Raw genomic sequence first — 16,344 nt, forward strand, 5'->3', positions numbered from 1 at the left:
GGCGGGCCGGAGCCCGGCCGGCGCGGGGTGGGCCGGTGATCGGCGCCGCGTTTGCGCAGACGCGACGGCCGGCGCTGAGTAGGCTCGGTGGCTATGGAGCATGAGGTGTTCGTTCCGGTTGAGGCCCAGTCCCTCCGGCAGACGCTGCGCGACCCCGGCCGGGTCGCGCGCTGCGTGCCGGGGCTCCAGCAGGATGCGGGCGAGCCGCCCATCGCGGGCCGGCTGAAGGTCCGCCTCGGCGGGAGCACCATCACCTACCGGGGAGCCCTGCGGATCACCGAGCAGGACGACGACGCGTTCGCCGTCGAGGGCGAGGGGGTCGAGGTCCGCGGCGCGGGCGCGGCCAAGCTCACCCTGACCGTACGGCTGGAACCGGCCTCCGGCGGCACCACCCTCGCCTTCGCGGGGACCGCCCTCGCGGAGGGCCGGGCCACCGACGTACCGGCCGACGCGGCCCACGCCTCCGCGCTGCGCCTGCTCGACCGGTTCGCGGCGGCCCTGGCCCAGCCCGTCGGCGGCGAGGAGGATGCCGACGTCGCCGACCCGGACCGCACCACGGGTCCGGCGGCCGATTCCGGCCCCGCCCGCGAGGCAAAGCTCGACCCCGAGTTCGACACGGACCTCAACACCGACCTCGACGCGGAGAGCCTCGCCTCCGTCTTCGACACCGAGGTGCCGCCGCCCTCCCTGGACCGGCTCGCCGACGAGGAGTTCACCATCGAGGTGGGCGAGGCGATGCCCGCCGAGGCCGCGCACGCCCGGCGCACCATGATCGGCCGCAGCGCCGAGGAGGTCGACCACGCACCCCCGCGCGGCCGGTACGCCCCGGTCCCCGCCCCCTCGGGCAGCACCGCGAGCGCCACGCTGCGCTGGGTCGCCCCGGCCGCGGCCCTCGCGCTGGCCTCCGCGGTCGTCGTCGGCCGGGCACTCAGGCGCCGGCGCTGACCCCGCGGCCCGGGCCCACCGGCTAGGGTCGAAGGCGTGAGCAGTGACCAGATCAAATTGGGCGCCGGCGCCGCCGAACTGACCGTCGACGCGGGCAACGGCTGCCGGATCAGCAGCCTGCGGATCGACGGCACCGAGGTGCTGCGCCAGGGCGACAAGTACGGCTGCTTCCCGATGGTGCCGTGGTGCGGCCGCGTCGAGAACGGCCAGTTCCGCGACGGCGGCGTCAAATACCAGCTGCCGCTCAACTCGCCCCCGCACGCCATCCACGGCACGGCCCGCGACCATGCGTGGAAGACCGCGCGGGTCTCGGACAGCGAGGCCGTGTTCACCTATGAGCTCGGCGAGCCCTGGCCGTTCACCGGCCGGGTCACCCAGATCTTCGAGCTGACCCCGGACGCGCTGACCGTGCGCATGGGCGTCGAGACGTACGAGAACTCCTTCCCGGCGCAGGTCGGCTGGCACCCCTGGTTCGTGCGGGAGCTCGACGGCAGCCGGGTCGAGCTCGCCTTCGACGCCGCGTGGCAGGAGGAGCGCGGCGCGGACCACCTTCCCACCGGACGGCGCATCGAGCCGCTGCCGGGTCCCTGGGACGACTGCTTCGGGATGCCCGACGGCGTGGACGTCACCCTCACCTGGCCCGGGCGGCTCGAACTGAAGGTGACCAGCCCCAGCGAGTGGGTCGTGGTCTACGACGAGCAGGACGAGGCCGTGTGCGTGGAGCCGCAGTCAGGCCCGCCCAACGGGCTCAACACACTGCCCCGCCTGGTCACCCCCATCGACCCGCTGGAGCTGACGACGACCTGGAGCTGGCGCCGCCCGTAGACCGGGCCCTTAAGCTCTTGGGTATGACTGACGTACGCGCTGACCTGCTCCAGCAGATCAAGGACAAGGCCGTGGTGCACGGCAAGGTGACCCTCTCCTCCGGGATCGAGGCCGACTACTACGTCGACCTGCGCCGGGTCACCCTTGACGGCGTCGCCGCGCCGCTGGTCGGCCAGGTGATGCTCGACGTCACCGCCGAGTTCGACTTCGACGCGGTCGGCGGTCTGACCATGGGCGCCGACCCGGTGGCCGGCGCGATGCTGCACGCGGCCGCCGCCCGCGGCCGCACTCTGGACGCCTTCGTGGTCCGCAAGGCCGCCAAGGCGCACGGCATGCAGCGCCAGGTCGAGGGCCCGGACATCAAGGGCCGCCGGGTCCTGGTCGTCGAGGACACCTCCACCACCGGCGGCTCGCCGCTGACCGCCGTCGAGGCGGTCCGCGCGGCGGGTGCCGAGGTCGTGGCCGTCGCCACGATCGTGGACCGGGCGACCGGCGCCGCTGAGAAGATCACCGAGGGCGCGGGCGTGCCGTACGTCTTCGCGTTCTCCTCGACGGAGCTGGGCCTCGCGTAAACCTCGCTACCGAGGGCGGAAAGTCGTGACCTAGGTCCCGGGACCCGGGCGGCCACTTCCTGACCTGCGCGTTCTTGAAGGGGCGGGCCGTTTCACGTGAAACGGCCCGCCCCTCGCGCATCCGCCGGGTGGAGCCACGGCCAGAGTCTGGAAAGATAGGCCGCGACGATGACGTCGCCCCCAGGTCAGGGCCAGCACATATCGCACACCCCGCACATCACAAGGAGCGGACAGATGCCCATCGCAACCCCCGAGGTCTACAACGAGATGCTCGACCGGGCGAAGGCAGGCAAGTTCGCCTACCCGGCCATCAACGTGACCTCGACCCAGACCCTGCACGCTGCGCTGCGCGGCTTCGCGGAGGCCGAGAGCGACGGCATCATCCAGATCTCCACCGGCGGTGCGGAGTTCCTGGGTGGCCAGTACAACAAGGACATGGTCACGGGCGCGGTCGCGCTGGCCGAGTTCGCGCACGTCGTCGCCGCCAAGTACGACATCACGGTCGCGCTGCACACCGACCACTGCCCCAAGGACAAGCTGGACGGCTACGTCCGCCCGCTCCTGGAGGTGTCCGCCGAGCGCGTCGCCAAGGGCCTGAACCCGCTGTTCCAGTCCCACATGTGGGACGGCTCCGCCGAGACCCTCGCGGACAACCTGGCCATCGGCCAGGAGCTGCTCGCCAAGGCCGCCGCCGCGAAGATCATCCTTGAGGTCGAGATCACCCCGACCGGTGGCGAGGAGGACGGCGTCAGCCACGAGATCAACGACGAGCTGTACACGACCGTCGACGACGCGCTGCGCACCGCCGAGGCGCTGGGCCTGGGCGAGAAGGGCCGCTACCTGCTCGCCGCGTCCTTCGGCAACGTCCACGGCGTCTACAAGCCGGGCAACGTCGTGCTCCGCCCCGAGCTGCTCAAGGACCTCCAGGCGGGCGTCGGCGAGAAGTACGGCAAGGCCTCGCCGTTCGACTTCGTCTTCCACGGTGGCTCCGGCTCCACCGCCGAGGAGATCGCGACCGCGCTGGAGAACGGCGTCGTCAAGATGAACCTCGACACCGACACCCAGTACGCCTTCACCCGCCCGGTCGCGGACCACATGTTCCGCAACTACGACGGTGTCCTGAAGGTCGACGGCGAGGTCGGCAAGAAGTCGACGTACGACCCGCGCACGTGGGGCAAGCTGGCCGAGGCCGGCATGGCCAAGCGCGTGACCGAGGCGTGCGCGAACCTGCGCTCGACCGGTACGAAGCTGAAGTAGGCGCTGCTGGTACGTCCGCTTACGGCTCGGGCCCGGTGTCCCCTCGCGGGGGTGCCGGGCCCGAGCCATGTCCCGGGGAGGCCCGCATGACCACGTACGACTTCGACATACCCGTTGACCGGCGCGGCACCTGGAGCATCCAGTGGGACGGGGTGGCCGACCGGTTCGGGGCGCCGGGGCTGCTGCCCTTCACCATCTCCGACATGGACTTCCCCTCGCCGCCCGCGGTGCTCGCGGCGCTCCAGGAGCGGGTCGCGCACGGCGTCTTCGGCTACACCGACTGGCAGAACGAGGAGTTCCGCTCGGCGGTGCGTGACTGGTACCGCATCCGGCACGACACCGAGATCGACACCGCGCGTCTTGTCTACGCGCCGTCCGTGCTCAACCAGCTCTCGCAGCTCCTGCGCATGTGGACCGAGCCGGGCGACGCGGTCGTCGTCCACACCCCTGTGTACGACGGCTTCCGCAAGGCCGTCGGCGGGCTCGGGCGCGAGCTGCGCGGCGTCCCGCTCGACGATCCGGCCGCGCTCGAAGCGGCGCTCGCGGGGCCGCGGAGCCGGGTGCTGCTCCTGTGCTCGCCGCACAACCCGACCGGCCGGGTGTGGACGGAGCCCGAACTGGCGCACTTCGCGTCGCTGGCCCAGCGGTACGGGGTCGCGGTGATCAGCGACGAGATCCACGCGGACTTCGTCCACGACGGCCACCGGCACCTGCCGTGGACGCGGTTCGGGCGGGGCCGCTGGGCACTGATCACCTCCGGCACGAAGTCCTTCAACTTCCCCGCGCTGACGGGTTCGTACGGGCTGATCGGGGACGCGGCGGACCACGCGGAGTTCGTCCGCCGCATGGAGACCGGGGAGGGCCTCGGCTCGCCCGCGGTGCTGTCGCTGACCGCGCACATCGCGGCGTACCGGGAGGGGGCGGGGTGGCTGGACGCGCTGCGGGCGTACGTCGCCGCGAACCTGGAGCTGGTGGCGTCGCGCCTCAACTCCGCGTTCCCCGAGCTCGGTTGGGCTCTGCCGCAGGCCGGGTACCTCGCCTGGATCGACCTGCGGGCGCTGGGCGTGGACGAGGGGGCGTTGCAGCGGGAGCTGGTGGAGGTCGAGAAGGTGGCGATCATGCCGGGTGGGGTTTATGGGGCGCCGGGGTTTGTTCGGCTGAACGTGGGGTGTGCGCGGGGGAAGGTGGGGGTGGGGGTGGAGGCGTTGACGCGTGCGCTGGCGAGGCTGGGCTGACCTGTCCCCCACCCCGCCCTTGCCCGAACCACCCCCTTCACGGTCCGCCCCCTGCCCGGGGGAGGGGGGCCGCTTTGCGCAGTTCCCCGCGCCCCTAACCCCGTTTTCGTCCGCGGGCCGTGGACGGCTGCTCGCGCAGTTCCCCGCGCCCCTAACGGCATCGGTGCTGGCCAGCATGAGCAACTTCAGCCCGTCATGGGGGTCCCCCCTGGCCCTTAAGGCCTTGGGGGAGTTTGAGGACGAGCGCCCTTTAGGCGCGATCGGGGTCTGGGGCGGAGCCCCAGGGCGGGTGCGGATCGTGCGGGGTCGCTCGCGCAGGTCTCCGGGCCCCTGGCGGTACGGGTGCCGGGGGGTTTCGGGGGTGGGCGGGGTGGGGGACAGTCGTGCTGTGGCGGACAACGTACGCATGGGCACCGGCCCCGGCCGCTGGGTGCTGCTCACCACCGTCCTCGGCTCGGGCATGGCCCTCCTCGACTCGACGGTCGTGAACGTCGCCCTGCCCCACATCGGCACGGACCTCGACACGGACATGGCCGTGCTCCAGTGGACCGTCAACGCCTACATGCTCACCCTGGCAGGACTCATCCTGCTCGGCGGCGCCCTGGGCGACCGGTACGGCCGGCGGAAGGTGTTCGTGATCGGGGTGGTCTGGTTCGCCGCCGGGTCGCTGCTGTGCGGGCTCGCCCCCGACGCCGGGGTGCTCATCGCCGCCCGCGCCCTCCAGGGCATCGGCGGCGCCCTGCTCACCCCCGGCTCCCTCGCCATCATCCAGGCGAGCTTCCACCCCGACGACCGGGCCCGCGCGGTCGGCGTGTGGTCGGGACTCGGCGGGGTCGGAGCCGCCGTGGGCCCGTTCCTCGGGGGCTGGCTGGTGGACGGCCCCGGCTGGCGCTGGGTGTTCCTGATCAACGTGCCGCTGGCCGCGCTCTGCGTACCGGTGGCCCTGCGGCACGTACCGGAGTCGCGGGATCCGCGTACGCACACGGGGCGGTTCGACGTGCTGGGCGCGGCCCTCGGGGCGCTGACCCTCGCGCTGGTGACGTACGCGCTGATCGAGGCGCCGGGGCAGGGCTCGTCGGGGCTGGTCGTCGGGTCCGGGGTCGCGGGACTCGGCCTCGGCGCGGCCTTCGTACGGCGCGAGCGGCGGCTGGCCGACCCCATGCTGCCGCGGGACATCTTCCGCTCCCGCGTGTTCACGGCGGTCAACGCGGTGACGGTGTGCGTGTACGCGGCCTTCGGCGGGTTCTTCTTTCTCGCCGCCCTCCAGCTCCAGGTCGTCGCCGGGTACTCGGCGCTCGGCGCGGGTGCGGCGCTGCTGCCGACGACGGTGCTGATGCTGCTGCTTTCGGCGCGTTCGGGCGAGCTGGGGCAGCGGCTCGGGCCGCGCGTGCCGCTCACCGTCGGGCCGCTGCTGTGCGCGGCGGGGATGCTGCTGATGCTGCGCGCCGGTGAGCACGCGTCGTACGTACGCGACGTCCTGCCCGCGCTGCTCGTGCTCGGGCTCGGCATGGTCACCCTGGTGGCGCCGCTCACCGCGACGGTGCTCGGCTCGGTCGACGAGGGGCGGGCGGGGCTGGCCAGCGGCATCAACAACGCGGCCGCGCGGGCCGCAGGTCTGATCGCGGTGGCGGCGTTGCCGCTGGCCGCGGGGATGGGGCCGGAGGCGTACCGGTCGGCGGCGGAGTTCGGGGCGACGTTCCGGCGGGCCATGCCGATGTGTGCGGGGGCGTTGGTGCTGGCCTCGCTGGTGGCCTTCCTGGCCGTGCGGCGGCCGGTGGGGCCGGGGGTTGTGCCGGCGTGTCGGATGCAGTGTGGGGTGTCCGGGCCGGCCCTGGAGCCCGACCACGGCGACCCCGCGCCGTGACCCTGGCCCCCTGGGGTTTGGCCCCCCCATTTGCTTTGCCCGTGGGCCGTGCGGGGCCGTTCGCGCAGTTCCCCGCGCCCCCAAACCCCGTTTGTCTGCGGACCGTGCTTGCTTGCTCGCGCAGTTCCCCGCGCCCCTAGCCGTACCGGTGCTGGCCAGCATGGGCATCCGGCGTTTGAGGACGAGCGCCCTTGAGGCGCGAGCGGGGTCTGGGGCGGAGCCCCAGGTCGCCTTTCGTGCTCGGAGGGGCTCGGGTGGGGGAAACTGGCCGCATGTCCATTCATGAGAATCTGCTCGGGGGCCCCGCCCCGACCCTGCTGCCCGACGACCCGGAGCCGCGCGAACTGCTGGCCACCGGCACCGCCCCCGCGGACGTCGCCGCGAAGTACCCCACCTCCTCCCTCGCCTGGGCACAGCTCGCCGACGACGCGTTCGACGCCGGCCGCACCGTCGAGTCGTACGCCTACGCCCGTACCGGATACCACCGCGGCCTGGACTCGCTGCGCCGTGCCGGGTGGAAGGGCCACGGCCCGGTGCCGTGGGAGCACGAGCCCAACCGCGGCTTCCTGCGCGCCCTGCACGCCCTCGCGCGCGCCGCGCAGGCGATCGGCGAGGCCGCCGAGTACGAGCGCTGCACCACCTTCCTGCGGGACTCCTCGCCGCTCGCCGCCGACACCCTGGGCTGATCCACTCCGGTCCGATCGGGAACGCCCGGGCCGTTCGCGCCATCTGTATGGCTGGAACGGACGGCCCGGGCACCTGCGCAGCGGCACCATCGCACGCGCCCGGCCGCATGGACAGGCTGGCGCGGAGGCCCCACTCCTCTTCCCCCCAACTCCAGCCGGGATCAGGGGAGTTGACGTCTTGGGCAAGCGAGGCGCCCGCAGTGCGATCAGTCATGGCCGCCAACGGTCAGGAGAGGGAGCCCCGGCGCGGCCGCCGGGGCGGGAGGGCCGCGGACGGGCCCGTCGACGCCGGGCGCGCACCCGCGTGCTGCTCGTCGTCGGGTGCCTGCTCGGCGCCACCCTGGTCGGCGGGATCGCGCTCGCCCGGTGGCCCGGCGGCGCCCACGCGCCCGTCGTGGAACCCGGCAACATCGGCGCGAGCCCCATGGAGGACCGCGCCCCGCTGCCCCTGGACCCGTCGTCCGCCAGACCGTCGCCCACCACGAGCCCGAAGTCCGTACCCCAGTCCGGGCCCGGCACCTTCACCACCGCCCAGGCCTCCGGCGAGATCGTCGGGACCGGCGGCCCGCTGCGCCGCTACCAGGTGCAGGTCGAGGAGGGCGTCGACCTGTCCGCCAAGCAGGCCGCCCTCGACGTCCAGAAGATCCTGGCCGACCCGCGCAGCTGGGCCGCGCACGGCAAGGGCCGCTTCCAGCTGGTTTCCAGCGGCGCCGACGTCGTCATCAAGATCGCCACCCCGAAGACCACCGACCGGCTCTGCGCCGTCAACGGCGACACCGGCGGCGAGCTGAACTGCGAGGTCACGGGCGGTGTCATCGTCAACCTCAAGCGGTGGGTGACCGGTTCGCCGCAGTACGACGGGCCGCCCGCCGAGTACCGGCACCTGATCATCAACCACGAGATAGGCCACATGATCGGCTATCACGAGCACATGGCCTGCCCGGGTCCCGGAAAGCCCGCCCCCGTGATGCAGCAGCAGATCAAGGGCCTGAACGGGTGCAAGTCCAACGCGTGGCCCTACACCGCGGACGGGACCTTCGTCTCAGGCCCCTCGGTGCCCTGACGCGGCGCGCGCGGGCGTGCTTATGATGCCGGTGGGGACCGGGGCTCCGATGCCGACGAAGGAAGGGGCGGACCGCTACCCGGACACATCGAGGAGACAGCGATGTCATCAAAGATGTCCGATCCGGTCATGCCGCCCGAGGAGGGCGACGAGCCGGAGACCCCGAATCTGGACTTCGAGGGCACGACACCGTACGAGGACTACGTCCAGGCGGACGTCCTCACCCACCTCCAGCACCTGCGCTCCGACGACCCGGGCGAGATGGTCTTCCTGGTCACCACCCAGGTCATGGAGCTGTGGTTCACCGTCATCGTGCACGAGTGGGAGACCGCGTCGCGGGCGCTGCGCGAGGACCGGGTGCCGGTCGCCGTCGACGCCCTGAAGCGTTCGGTGCGCGAGCTGGAGGCGCTGAACGCCTCGTGGACGCCGCTGGGGCAGCTGACCCCGGCGCAGTTCAACTCCTACCGGTCCGCGCTCGGCGAGGGCTCCGGGTTCCAGTCGGCGATGTACCGGCGGATGGAGTTCCTGCTGGGCGACAAGTCGGCGTCGATGCTGGTGCCGCACCGGGGCGCGCCGCGCGTGCACGCCGAGCTGGAGAAGGCGCTCGGCGAGCCGAGCCTGTACGACGAGGTCCTCGCGCTGCTCGCGCGGCGCGGGTACGCGGTGCCGCCCGCCGTCCTCCAGCGCGACCTGACCCGCAAGTACGAGCCGAGCGCCGAGGTCGAGGCCGTCTGGGCCGAGCTGTACGCGGGCGACCAGAACGGTGAACTGGTGCGCCTGGGCGAGGCGTTGACCGATGTCGGCGAGCTGGTGTGGCGCTGGCGCAACGACCACCTCGTGGCGACCCGGCGGGCCATGGGCGCCAAGTCCGGCACCGGCGGCTCGGCCGGGGTGGCCTGGTTGGAGAAGCGGGCCACCAAGAGCGTCTTCCCCGAGCTGTGGACGGCGCGCAGCCATGTCTGAGGTCCTGGCCAAGAAGGCGGCGGCGCTGGACGCCGCGGACGAACTCGCGGGCCACCGCGACCTGTTCGTCCTGGACGACGGTGTGGTCTACCTCGACGGCAACTCGCTCGGAGCGTTGCCCCGGCACGTTCCGGCCCGTATGCAGGACGTCATCGCACGCGAGTGGGGGCAGCTGCGCATCCGCTCCTGGGAGGAGAGCGGCTGGTGGACCGCGCCGGAACGCGTGGGCGACCGGATCGCCCCGCTGATCGGCGCGCCCGCGGGCAGCGTCGTGGTCGGCGACTCGACGAGCGTGAACGTCTTCAAGGCGCTGGTCGGCGCGGTCCGCCTCGCCGCGGACGACCGCGACGAGATCCTGGTCGACGACTCCACGTTCCCCACCGACGGGTACGTCGCCGAGTCCGCGGCGCGCATGACGGGCCGCCGCATCCGGGCGCTGGCCCCCGCCGACATCCCGGCCGCGCTCGGCCCGCGCACGGCGGCGGTCCTGGTCAACCACGTGGACTACCGCACGGGCCGCCTCAACGACCTGCCGGGGATCACGGCGGCGGTCCAGGCGGCCGGGGCCCTGGCGGTCTGGGACCTGTGCCACAGCGCGGGCGCGCTGCCGGTCGGCCTGGCCGCGCACCGCGTCGACTTCGCGGTGGGCTGCACGTACAAGTACCTGAACGGCGGACCGGGTTCCCCGGCGTACCTGTATGTGCGCGACGACCACCAGCCCCGCTTCGACACCCCGCTGCCCGGCTGGAACTCGCACGAGGACCCCTTCGGGATGCGGCCGCGGTACGTGCCGGCCGAGGGCGCGGTACGGGGCCGGGTCGGCACCCCCGACATCCTGTCCATGCTGGCCCTGGAGTCGGCGCTCGACGTGTGGGACGGCGTCTCGGTCGAGGCGGTCCGCGCCAAGTCCCTCGCCCTGACGGACTTCTTCCTGGAGTGCGTCGAGGCGCACGTCCCGGCCGGGCGGGTGGCGTCGGTGACCCCAGCCGCCCACGCGGAACGCGGCAGCCAGGTGTCCCTGAGCTGCGAGGGAGCGGGCGAGGTGATGCGTGACCTCACCGCACGCGGCGTGGTCGGCGACTTCCGCCGCCCCGACGTCCTGCGCTTCGGCTTCACCCCGCTGTACGTGGGCTTCGCCGACGCCGAGCGGGCGGCACGGGAGCTCGCGGCGCTGCTCGGCTGAGCCGCACCGCCCCCGCGTGGAAGCCCCGGACGCCCTGGTAGCGTCCGGGGCAACCCGGGTGATCAACCGGCTTGGCCTGGCGAAAGGTTGGGGAATGACGGATCCCGCAGAGCGTGACGCGGCCGAAGAGGCGTCCGCCTTCTCCCATCCCGCCGTCGCCCCGGACAGCAGTGCCGCGTACGGCGACCATCCGGACCAGGTGATCGACTTCTACGCCCCGCGCGACGGCCGCGCGGGCGCCCCCCTCGTGGTGCTGCTGCACGGCGGCGCCTGGCGCGCCCCGTACGACCGCACGCACCTCACCCCGTTCGCGGACTTCCTGGCCCGGCGCGGGTTCGCCGTGGCCAACGTCGAGTACCGGCGCGGGAGTCTGCTGCCGCAGCAGGGCGGCGGGGGGCCGGTGGCGGGGCGCTGGCCGGACACCTTCGACGACGTGGCGGCGGCGCTGGACGCGCTGCCCTCGCTCGTACGGGACGCCGTCCCGCAGGCCGACCCGCGCCGCACCGTGCTGGCCGGCCACTCGGCGGGCGGCCACCTCGCCCTGTGGGCGTCCGCCCGCCACGTCCTGCCCGAGGGCTCCCCGTGGCGCACCCCCGCCCCCGCGGCCCTGCGCGGCGTCGTGGCCCTGGCCCCGATCGCCGACTTCACGAAGGCGATCGAGCTGGAGGTCTGCTCGGGAGCCACGCTCCAACTCCTGGGCGGTCCCGCCGAGTTGCCGAACCGCGTCCCCCACGCCGACCCGGCCGCCCTCCTCCCCACGGGCATCGCGACCACGGTGGTGCAGGGCCGCGAGGACATCGTCGTACCGCAGGCGGTGGCGGAGGCGTACGTCGACGCGGCGGCCCAGGCAGGCGAAACGGTGGGCCTGACCCTCCTGGAAGACGTGGGCCACTTCCCTTTGATCGACCCAGCCGCAGACGCAAGCGCAGTAGCAGCCGAAGAAATCGCCCAACTGGCCTATTGAGCAACCTTCCCGCCGACCCCCTAAAGGGGCGCGGGGAACTGCGCGAGCAACCGAGCACGGTCCGCAGTCGAACCGGGACCTATAAGGGGCGCGGGGAACTGCGCGAAGGGCCCGCACCGGCCCACCGGTGAACCCCGCTCAAACCGGAGCCCCGCTCAAACCTCACGCACCCCCCAACAGGCCCTCCCCAAAGGCAAGTTGGGCAAACCGTTCCCCCACAAGCCGATGCGTAGCCGCATCAGGATGCAACGCATCAGGCAACGGCAGCCGCCCCGCATCATCCACCCCGTACAACTCCCGCCCGTCCAGATACCGCAGGTGGGGGTCGGAAACGGCCCGCCGGGAGACGATCGCCGCCAGCTCGGACCGGATCACGCGGAGCGTGAGGCGCCCGGGGTCGGAGGGGTCCCCCGCCGCCCGGAACCGCAGGCGCCCGGCGGCCAGCGCGGTGAGGTCCGGGAGGCTGGGCCCCGGCGTGTCCTCGTGGATGGGACACAGCAGGGGCGAGACGACCAGCAGGGGCACATCGGGATGCCCTTCCCGGATCGTGTCGAGGAACCCGTGCACCGCGGGCCCGAACGCCCGAAGCCGCATCAGATCGGTGTTGACCAGATTGATGCCGATCTTGACGCTGATCAGATCGGCGGCCGTGTCCCGCATCGTGCGCGCGCGGTGAACGGATCGAGCAGCGCGCTGCCGCCGAAGCCGAGGTTGACCAGGTCGACGCCGCCGAGCGAGGCGGCGAGGGCGGGCCAGGTGGTGGTGGGACTCGCCGCGTCGGAGCCGTGGCTGATCGAACTGCCGTGGTGCAGCCAGACCTTGCGGCCCCGGTCGGGCGCGGGCTCGACGGGCGCGTCGGTGCGCAGCGCCACGAGTTCGGTGGTCTCGTTGTACGGCAGCCAGATCTCGACGTCCTTGGCGGTGGGGGACAGCCCGTCGAAGCGCAGGGTGCCGGGTTCGCCCGGCCGGGTCTCGGTGGTTCCGGCGGCCATGTCGATGGTGAGGGTGCGACCGCCGGACACACTGCCCTGACTGGTCAGGCGGCCGTCGACGAGCAGGTCGTACAGTCCGTCCGGCCGGGCGGGGGCGCCGACGTACACCCGCTTGGTGGGCAGCGCGTCCAGCTCGATGACGGTGGCCCGGGTGCGGAAGGCGAGGCGTACGCCGGAGGGCTGGGACTCGGCCATGGCGAGCTGCGCGTCGGCGCCCTGGGCGAGGGCCCGGGCGGGCAGCCGGTGCGGCAGCACGCCGTGCTCGGTGTGCTCCAACTCGATGGCGCCGCGCAGGAGTTGGGGGGTGATGGCGGTGGTGGTCCAGCGGGCGGGCTCGGTCATGACGCCACCGGCCAGTTCCGCAGCAGGGCGTCGAGGGCGTCCAGGGCGCGGGTCCAGCTCTCCTCGGAGTCCGGCGCGCTGTGGCTGAAGCCGCCGGCCGACTCCAGGTCGACGAAGCCGTGGAAGACGCTGCCCAGGAGCCGGACCGCGTGGGTCTGGTCCGGCTCGTTCAGCGCGTAGCCGCGCAGGATGGCTCGCATCATGAGGGAGTGCCGGAAGGCGGCGCTGTCCGCCGCGGTGTCGGGGTCGAGCCGGAACCGGGTCGCGGTGTAGCGGCCGGGGTGTTCGCGGGCGTAGTCGCGGCAGGCGTTCGCGAAGCCCGCGAGCGCGTCCTTCCCGGCCCGCCCGGCCACGGCGTCGGCCGCGAGGTCGGCGAGTTCCTCCAGGGCCAGCAGCGCGATCCGGGTCTTGAGGTCCTGGGCGTTCTTGATGTGCGAGTACAGGCTCGCGACCTTCACGTCGAACCGCCGGGCGAGTACCGACGGGGTCACCTGGTCGAAGCCGATCTCGTCGGCGAGCTCCGCACCCGCCCGGACCAGGCGTTCGGTGGTCAGTCCTGCGCGCACCATGCTCGTCATCCTCCCGTTCTCCTGCAACGATTATGCAGTTGCCTAAAACATTTAGGCAAATTAGCATCGTGTTTATGAAGCCGCTGACCGAACAAGAGATCCGTGCCGCGTTCCTGAACTGCACCAAGGGCGAGGCCAAGCGCCTGTCCGTGCCGCGCGACCTGGCCGACCGGCCCTGGGACGACCTGGACTACCTGGGCTGGCGCGACCCCCAGGCGCCGGACCGCGGCTACCTCGTCGTGGAGCTGGACGGCCGTCCGCGCGGTCTCGCCCTGCGCTGCTCCAGCGCCGCCGTCGGGCAGCAGCGGCGCAGCATGTGCTCCCTGTGCCTGACCACCCACTCCGGCGGCGTCTCGCTGATGGTGGCGCCCAAGGCGGGCAAGCCCGGCCAGCAGGGCAACAGCGTGGGCGCCTACATCTGCGCCGACCTCGACTGCTCGCTCTACGTACGGGGCAAGAAGGACGCGGGCATCGGCGCCCGGCTGCACGAGACGCTCACGGTGGAGGAGAAGATCGAGCGGACCGTGGCGAACATCGCCGCGTTCGTCGCCAAGGTGACCGCCTGAGCGCGTCCGGCACGGCGGGATGGGCCTCTGGCGTCCGCGTAGTCCCTGAGGCGGACCTCGAAGGATCCCCATCGCGCCGGACGCCACGGCTCCGCGTGCCGCCTACCTTTGAGCCTGTGAACGAGACGACCAGGCTCCGGCAGGGGAGCGGCAAAGCAGCGGGCGGCGCCGACGGGCGCACCCCCGAGTTCCGGCTCGCCATGGGTCTCTACGGCGGGCTGCGCCGGGACCTGTTCGAGGACGCCTTCGCCTACCGCCCGCTGGGCCGGAGGCGGACGGACGGCCCGCTGAGCCGGCGGCTCCCGGGCCGGATACGCGAGGCCGTCTCCTGGGCCCCGCACGCCGCGGTGGGCTTCCTCGCCTTCATCGCGCTGATGATGGAGTTGTCGCGGGGCTCGGCCGGTGTGGGCAGCAGCGTGGGCTGGTTGATCGGCGGTCTCGTGATCGCCGCCCCGATGGTCATGACGCTGGTGCGGCCGATCGGCGCGTTCTGGCTGTCGTGTGCGGTGTCCGTCGTCGTCGGCGCGTTGGCCGGGCGGCAGGGCGGGATGGGTCCCTGGACGCCGGGCACGTACGTCATGCACCTCACCGTCCTCGCGGTGGTGGCGCTGCGCACCCGCCCCCGGGTGGCCGGCTGGATGTGGCTGCTCACCCTCGCCCTCGGCCTCACGACCGGCACCTTCACCGGCGGCTACAACGACGACACCGGCCCGATGGCGGTCCTCTCCGCCCTGGTGCTGCTCGTCGCATCCCTCCTGAACACCCGGCGGGACGCGCAGCGGCAGGTCAGCGCGGAGAAGTCGGTCACCGCCGTGGAGCGGGACAGGCGCACGGTCCTGGAGGAGCGCACCAACATCGCGCGCGAGCTGCACGACGTGGTGGCCCACCACATGTCGGTGGTCGCCATCCAGGCCGAGGCCGCGCCCTACCGGGTGGAGAACCCGCCCCCCGAACTCGCCCAGGCCTTCGCGACGATCCGCGAGAACGCGGTGGCGGCCCTCACCGAACTGCGCCGGGTGCTCGGCGTCGTACGCGCGGAGGACTACGAGGCGCCGGACGCCCCCCAGCCCACCCTCGCCGACCTGGACGGCCTCCTCGCGAACGTGCGCGAGGCCGGGCTGCCGGTCGAGAAGATCGTCACCGGCGCGGTACGCGAACTCCCGCAGGGCGTCGAGCTGTCGGCGTACCGGATCATCCAGGAGGCCCTCAGCAACACCCTGCGGCACGCGCCCGGCGCGGCGGCGCGGGTGGAGATCGGGTACGTTCTGGGCGGGCTCGGCCTGCGCGTGGTCAACGGCCCCGCGACCTCCGAGGCGGGCCCCTCCCAGGGCTCCGGGCACGGGCTGACGGGCATGGCCGAGCGGGTGGCGATGCTCGGCGGCGCGATGACGGCGGAGGCCACGCGGGAGGGCGGATACGAGGTGACGGTCTTCATCCCGGTCGAGGCGGCCGAGCCGGTGGAGCCGGTCGCGGGGACGGGCACGGGCGTGAACCTGGAGAAGGAAGACCAGTCATGACGATCCGGGTGCTGATCGTCGACGACCAGATGATGGTGCGCGAGGGCTTCTCCGTGCTGCTCGGCGCGCAGCCGGACATCGAGGTCGTCGGCGAGGCCGTCGACGGCCGAGAGGCGGTCGCCCAGGTGCGGGCGCTCCACCCCGACGTGGTCCTGATGGACATCCGGATGCCCGGGATGAACGGCATCGAGGCGACGCGGGAGATCGTGGCGGCGGGCGACGCGTCGAAGGTGCTCGTCCTGACCACCTTCGACCTGGACGAGTACGTCTACCAGGCGCTGCGGGCGGGCGCGTCCGGCTTCCTCCTGAAGGATGCCTCGGCCCGCCAACTCGCCGAGGGGGTACGGGTGGTGGCCTCCGGCGAGGCGCTGCTCGCCCCCTCGGTGACCCGGCGGCTGATCAACGAGTTCGCCCGGGTCGTGCCGGTGCAGCGGGCGGGGGCGTCGGCGACGGGGCAGGTGGAGGAGCTGACCGACCGCGAGACGGAGGTCCTCGTCCTGATCGCCCAGGGCCTGTCGAACCAGGAGATCGCGGATCGGCTGGTGGTGGCGGAGTCGACGATCAAGACGCATGTCAGCCGGGTGCTGGTGAAGCTGGGGCTCCGGGACCGTACGCAGGCGGCGGTGTACGCGTACGAAACCCGCCTGGTAACCCCCAACTAGCCCCACCCCCTGGGGGCTCCGCCCCCAGACCCCCGTTCGCGCCCAAAGGGCCCTCGTCCTCAACCGCCGGACGCCGCTGAGGTTGCCCCTGCGGGCCAGCACCGGTGCCGCCGGGGAGACGTATGCCCGCCTGGGCACC

15 protein-coding genes and 1 pseudogene are annotated in these 16,344 nt (G+C 72.9%); 14 read left to right on the top strand and 2 right to left on the bottom strand.

From position 1 onward, the window contains the following. The first annotated feature begins 93 nt into the window (after positions 1–93). From DT019_RS33310 to DT019_RS33360, 11 genes are all read left to right on the top strand, one after another. Positions 94–945 (top strand): SRPBCC domain-containing protein, encoded by an 852-nt coding sequence (locus tag DT019_RS33310; RefSeq protein WP_114040711.1) that lies wholly within the window; start codon positions 94–96, stop codon positions 943–945. Positions 946–981: 36 nt separating this feature from the next. Then, a complete protein-coding gene (locus DT019_RS33315; RefSeq protein ID WP_114040712.1) occupies positions 982–1,770 on the top strand; it encodes an aldose 1-epimerase in 789 nt (262 codons plus the stop codon). A gap of 23 nt (positions 1,771–1,793) precedes the next feature. Beyond that, on the top strand, positions 1,794–2,342 hold the full coding sequence (gene pyrE / locus DT019_RS33320) for an orotate phosphoribosyltransferase (RefSeq protein ID WP_053726438.1): 549 nt from the start codon (positions 1,794–1,796) through the stop codon (positions 2,340–2,342). 234 nt (positions 2,343–2,576) lie between these two features. Then, positions 2,577–3,599 carry a class II fructose-bisphosphate aldolase gene (gene fbaA / locus DT019_RS33325; protein ID WP_114040713.1) on the top strand — a complete coding sequence of 341 codons (1,023 nt, stop codon included), beginning with the start codon at positions 2,577–2,579 and terminating at the stop codon, positions 3,597–3,599. A gap of 86 nt (positions 3,600–3,685) precedes the next feature. Further along, complete coding sequence (locus tag DT019_RS33330; RefSeq protein ID WP_114040714.1) at positions 3,686–4,834, top strand: MalY/PatB family protein; 1,149 nt, start codon at positions 3,686–3,688, stop codon at positions 4,832–4,834. Positions 4,835–5,240: 406 nt separating this feature from the next. After that, complete coding sequence (locus DT019_RS33335) at positions 5,241–6,698, top strand: MFS transporter (RefSeq protein ID WP_114040735.1); 1,458 nt, start codon at positions 5,241–5,243, stop codon at positions 6,696–6,698. 272 nt (positions 6,699–6,970) lie between these two features. Then, on the top strand, positions 6,971–7,384 hold the full coding sequence (locus DT019_RS33340) for a DUF3151 domain-containing protein (RefSeq protein WP_114040715.1): 414 nt from the start codon (positions 6,971–6,973) through the stop codon (positions 7,382–7,384). 304 nt (positions 7,385–7,688) lie between these two features. Next, positions 7,689–8,447 (top strand): DUF3152 domain-containing protein, encoded by a 759-nt coding sequence (locus DT019_RS33345; RefSeq protein ID WP_223279881.1) that lies wholly within the window; start codon positions 7,689–7,691, stop codon positions 8,445–8,447. A gap of 129 nt (positions 8,448–8,576) precedes the next feature. Beyond that, a complete protein-coding gene (locus DT019_RS33350; RefSeq protein WP_114040737.1) occupies positions 8,577–9,410 on the top strand; it encodes a tryptophan 2,3-dioxygenase family protein in 834 nt (277 codons plus the stop codon). Further along, positions 9,403–10,593 carry a kynureninase gene (gene kynU / locus DT019_RS33355; RefSeq protein WP_114040716.1) on the top strand — a complete coding sequence of 397 codons (1,191 nt, stop codon included), beginning with the start codon at positions 9,403–9,405 and terminating at the stop codon, positions 10,591–10,593. Before DT019_RS33350 ends, kynU begins: the two co-directional genes overlap by 8 nt. A gap of 94 nt (positions 10,594–10,687) precedes the next feature. Then, positions 10,688–11,557 carry an alpha/beta hydrolase gene (locus tag DT019_RS33360; RefSeq protein ID WP_114040717.1) on the top strand — a complete coding sequence of 290 codons (870 nt, stop codon included), beginning with the start codon at positions 10,688–10,690 and terminating at the stop codon, positions 11,555–11,557. 162 nt (positions 11,558–11,719) lie between these two features. Here the strand turns inward: DT019_RS33360 and DT019_RS33365 are convergent. Beyond that, positions 11,720–12,891 (bottom strand): annotated as a pseudogene (locus tag DT019_RS33365) (GDSL-type esterase/lipase family protein). After that, positions 12,888–13,460, bottom strand: a complete 573-nt coding sequence (locus DT019_RS33370) for a TetR/AcrR family transcriptional regulator (protein ID WP_114040738.1) — start codon at positions 13,458–13,460, stop codon at positions 12,888–12,890. The pseudogene DT019_RS33365 and the gene DT019_RS33370 overlap by 4 nt, the downstream one beginning before the upstream one ends. 74 nt (positions 13,461–13,534) lie before the next feature. Here DT019_RS33370 and DT019_RS33375 point away from each other — a divergent pair, with 74 nt between their 5' ends. The 3 genes from DT019_RS33375 (at position 13,535) to DT019_RS33385 (ending at position 16,205) form a co-directional block, all read left to right on the top strand. Continuing rightward, complete coding sequence (locus DT019_RS33375) at positions 13,535–14,026, top strand: FBP domain-containing protein (RefSeq protein WP_114040718.1); 492 nt, start codon at positions 13,535–13,537, stop codon at positions 14,024–14,026. A 200-nt stretch (positions 14,027–14,226) separates the two neighbouring features. Then, positions 14,227–15,543 (top strand): sensor histidine kinase, encoded by a 1,317-nt coding sequence (locus DT019_RS33380; protein WP_114040739.1) that lies wholly within the window; start codon positions 14,227–14,229, stop codon positions 15,541–15,543. Then, positions 15,540–16,205 carry a response regulator gene (locus DT019_RS33385; protein WP_114040719.1) on the top strand — a complete coding sequence of 222 codons (666 nt, stop codon included), beginning with the start codon at positions 15,540–15,542 and terminating at the stop codon, positions 16,203–16,205. Before DT019_RS33380 ends, DT019_RS33385 begins: the two co-directional genes overlap by 4 nt. The last annotated feature ends 139 nt before the right edge of the window (positions 16,206–16,344 follow it).

The sequence above is a fragment of the Streptomyces sp. SDr-06 genome (assembly GCF_003324565.1).
Taxonomy (GTDB): domain Bacteria; phylum Actinomycetota; class Actinomycetes; order Streptomycetales; family Streptomycetaceae; genus Streptomyces.

Excerpts from the sequence above, each read along its gene's own strand:
- DT019_RS33310 (WP_114040711.1), top strand. The coding sequence starts at position 94 with ATGGAGCATGAGGTGTTCGTTCCGGTTGAGGCCCAGTCCCTCCGGCAG.
- pyrE (WP_053726438.1), top strand. The coding sequence starts at position 1,794 with ATGACTGACGTACGCGCTGACCTGCTCCAGCAGATCAAGGACAAGGCC.
- fbaA (WP_114040713.1), top strand. The coding sequence starts at position 2,577 with ATGCCCATCGCAACCCCCGAGGTCTACAACGAGATGCTCGACCGGGCG.
- DT019_RS33330 (WP_114040714.1), top strand. The coding sequence starts at position 3,686 with ATGACCACGTACGACTTCGACATACCCGTTGACCGGCGCGGCACCTGG.
- DT019_RS33335 (WP_114040735.1), top strand. The coding sequence starts at position 5,241 with ATGGGCACCGGCCCCGGCCGCTGGGTGCTGCTCACCACCGTCCTCGGC.
- DT019_RS33340 (WP_114040715.1), top strand. The coding sequence starts at position 6,971 with ATGTCCATTCATGAGAATCTGCTCGGGGGCCCCGCCCCGACCCTGCTG.
- DT019_RS33350 (WP_114040737.1), top strand. The coding sequence starts at position 8,577 with ATGCCGCCCGAGGAGGGCGACGAGCCGGAGACCCCGAATCTGGACTTC.
- kynU (WP_114040716.1), top strand. The coding sequence starts at position 9,403 with ATGTCTGAGGTCCTGGCCAAGAAGGCGGCGGCGCTGGACGCCGCGGAC.
- DT019_RS33360 (WP_114040717.1), top strand. The coding sequence starts at position 10,688 with ATGACGGATCCCGCAGAGCGTGACGCGGCCGAAGAGGCGTCCGCCTTC.
- DT019_RS33370 (WP_114040738.1), bottom strand. The coding sequence starts at position 13,460 with ATGGTGCGCGCAGGACTGACCACCGAACGCCTGGTCCGGGCGGGTGCG.
- DT019_RS33375 (WP_114040718.1), top strand. The coding sequence starts at position 13,535 with ATGAAGCCGCTGACCGAACAAGAGATCCGTGCCGCGTTCCTGAACTGC.
- DT019_RS33380 (WP_114040739.1), top strand. The coding sequence starts at position 14,227 with ATGGGTCTCTACGGCGGGCTGCGCCGGGACCTGTTCGAGGACGCCTTC.
- DT019_RS33385 (WP_114040719.1), top strand. The coding sequence starts at position 15,540 with ATGACGATCCGGGTGCTGATCGTCGACGACCAGATGATGGTGCGCGAG.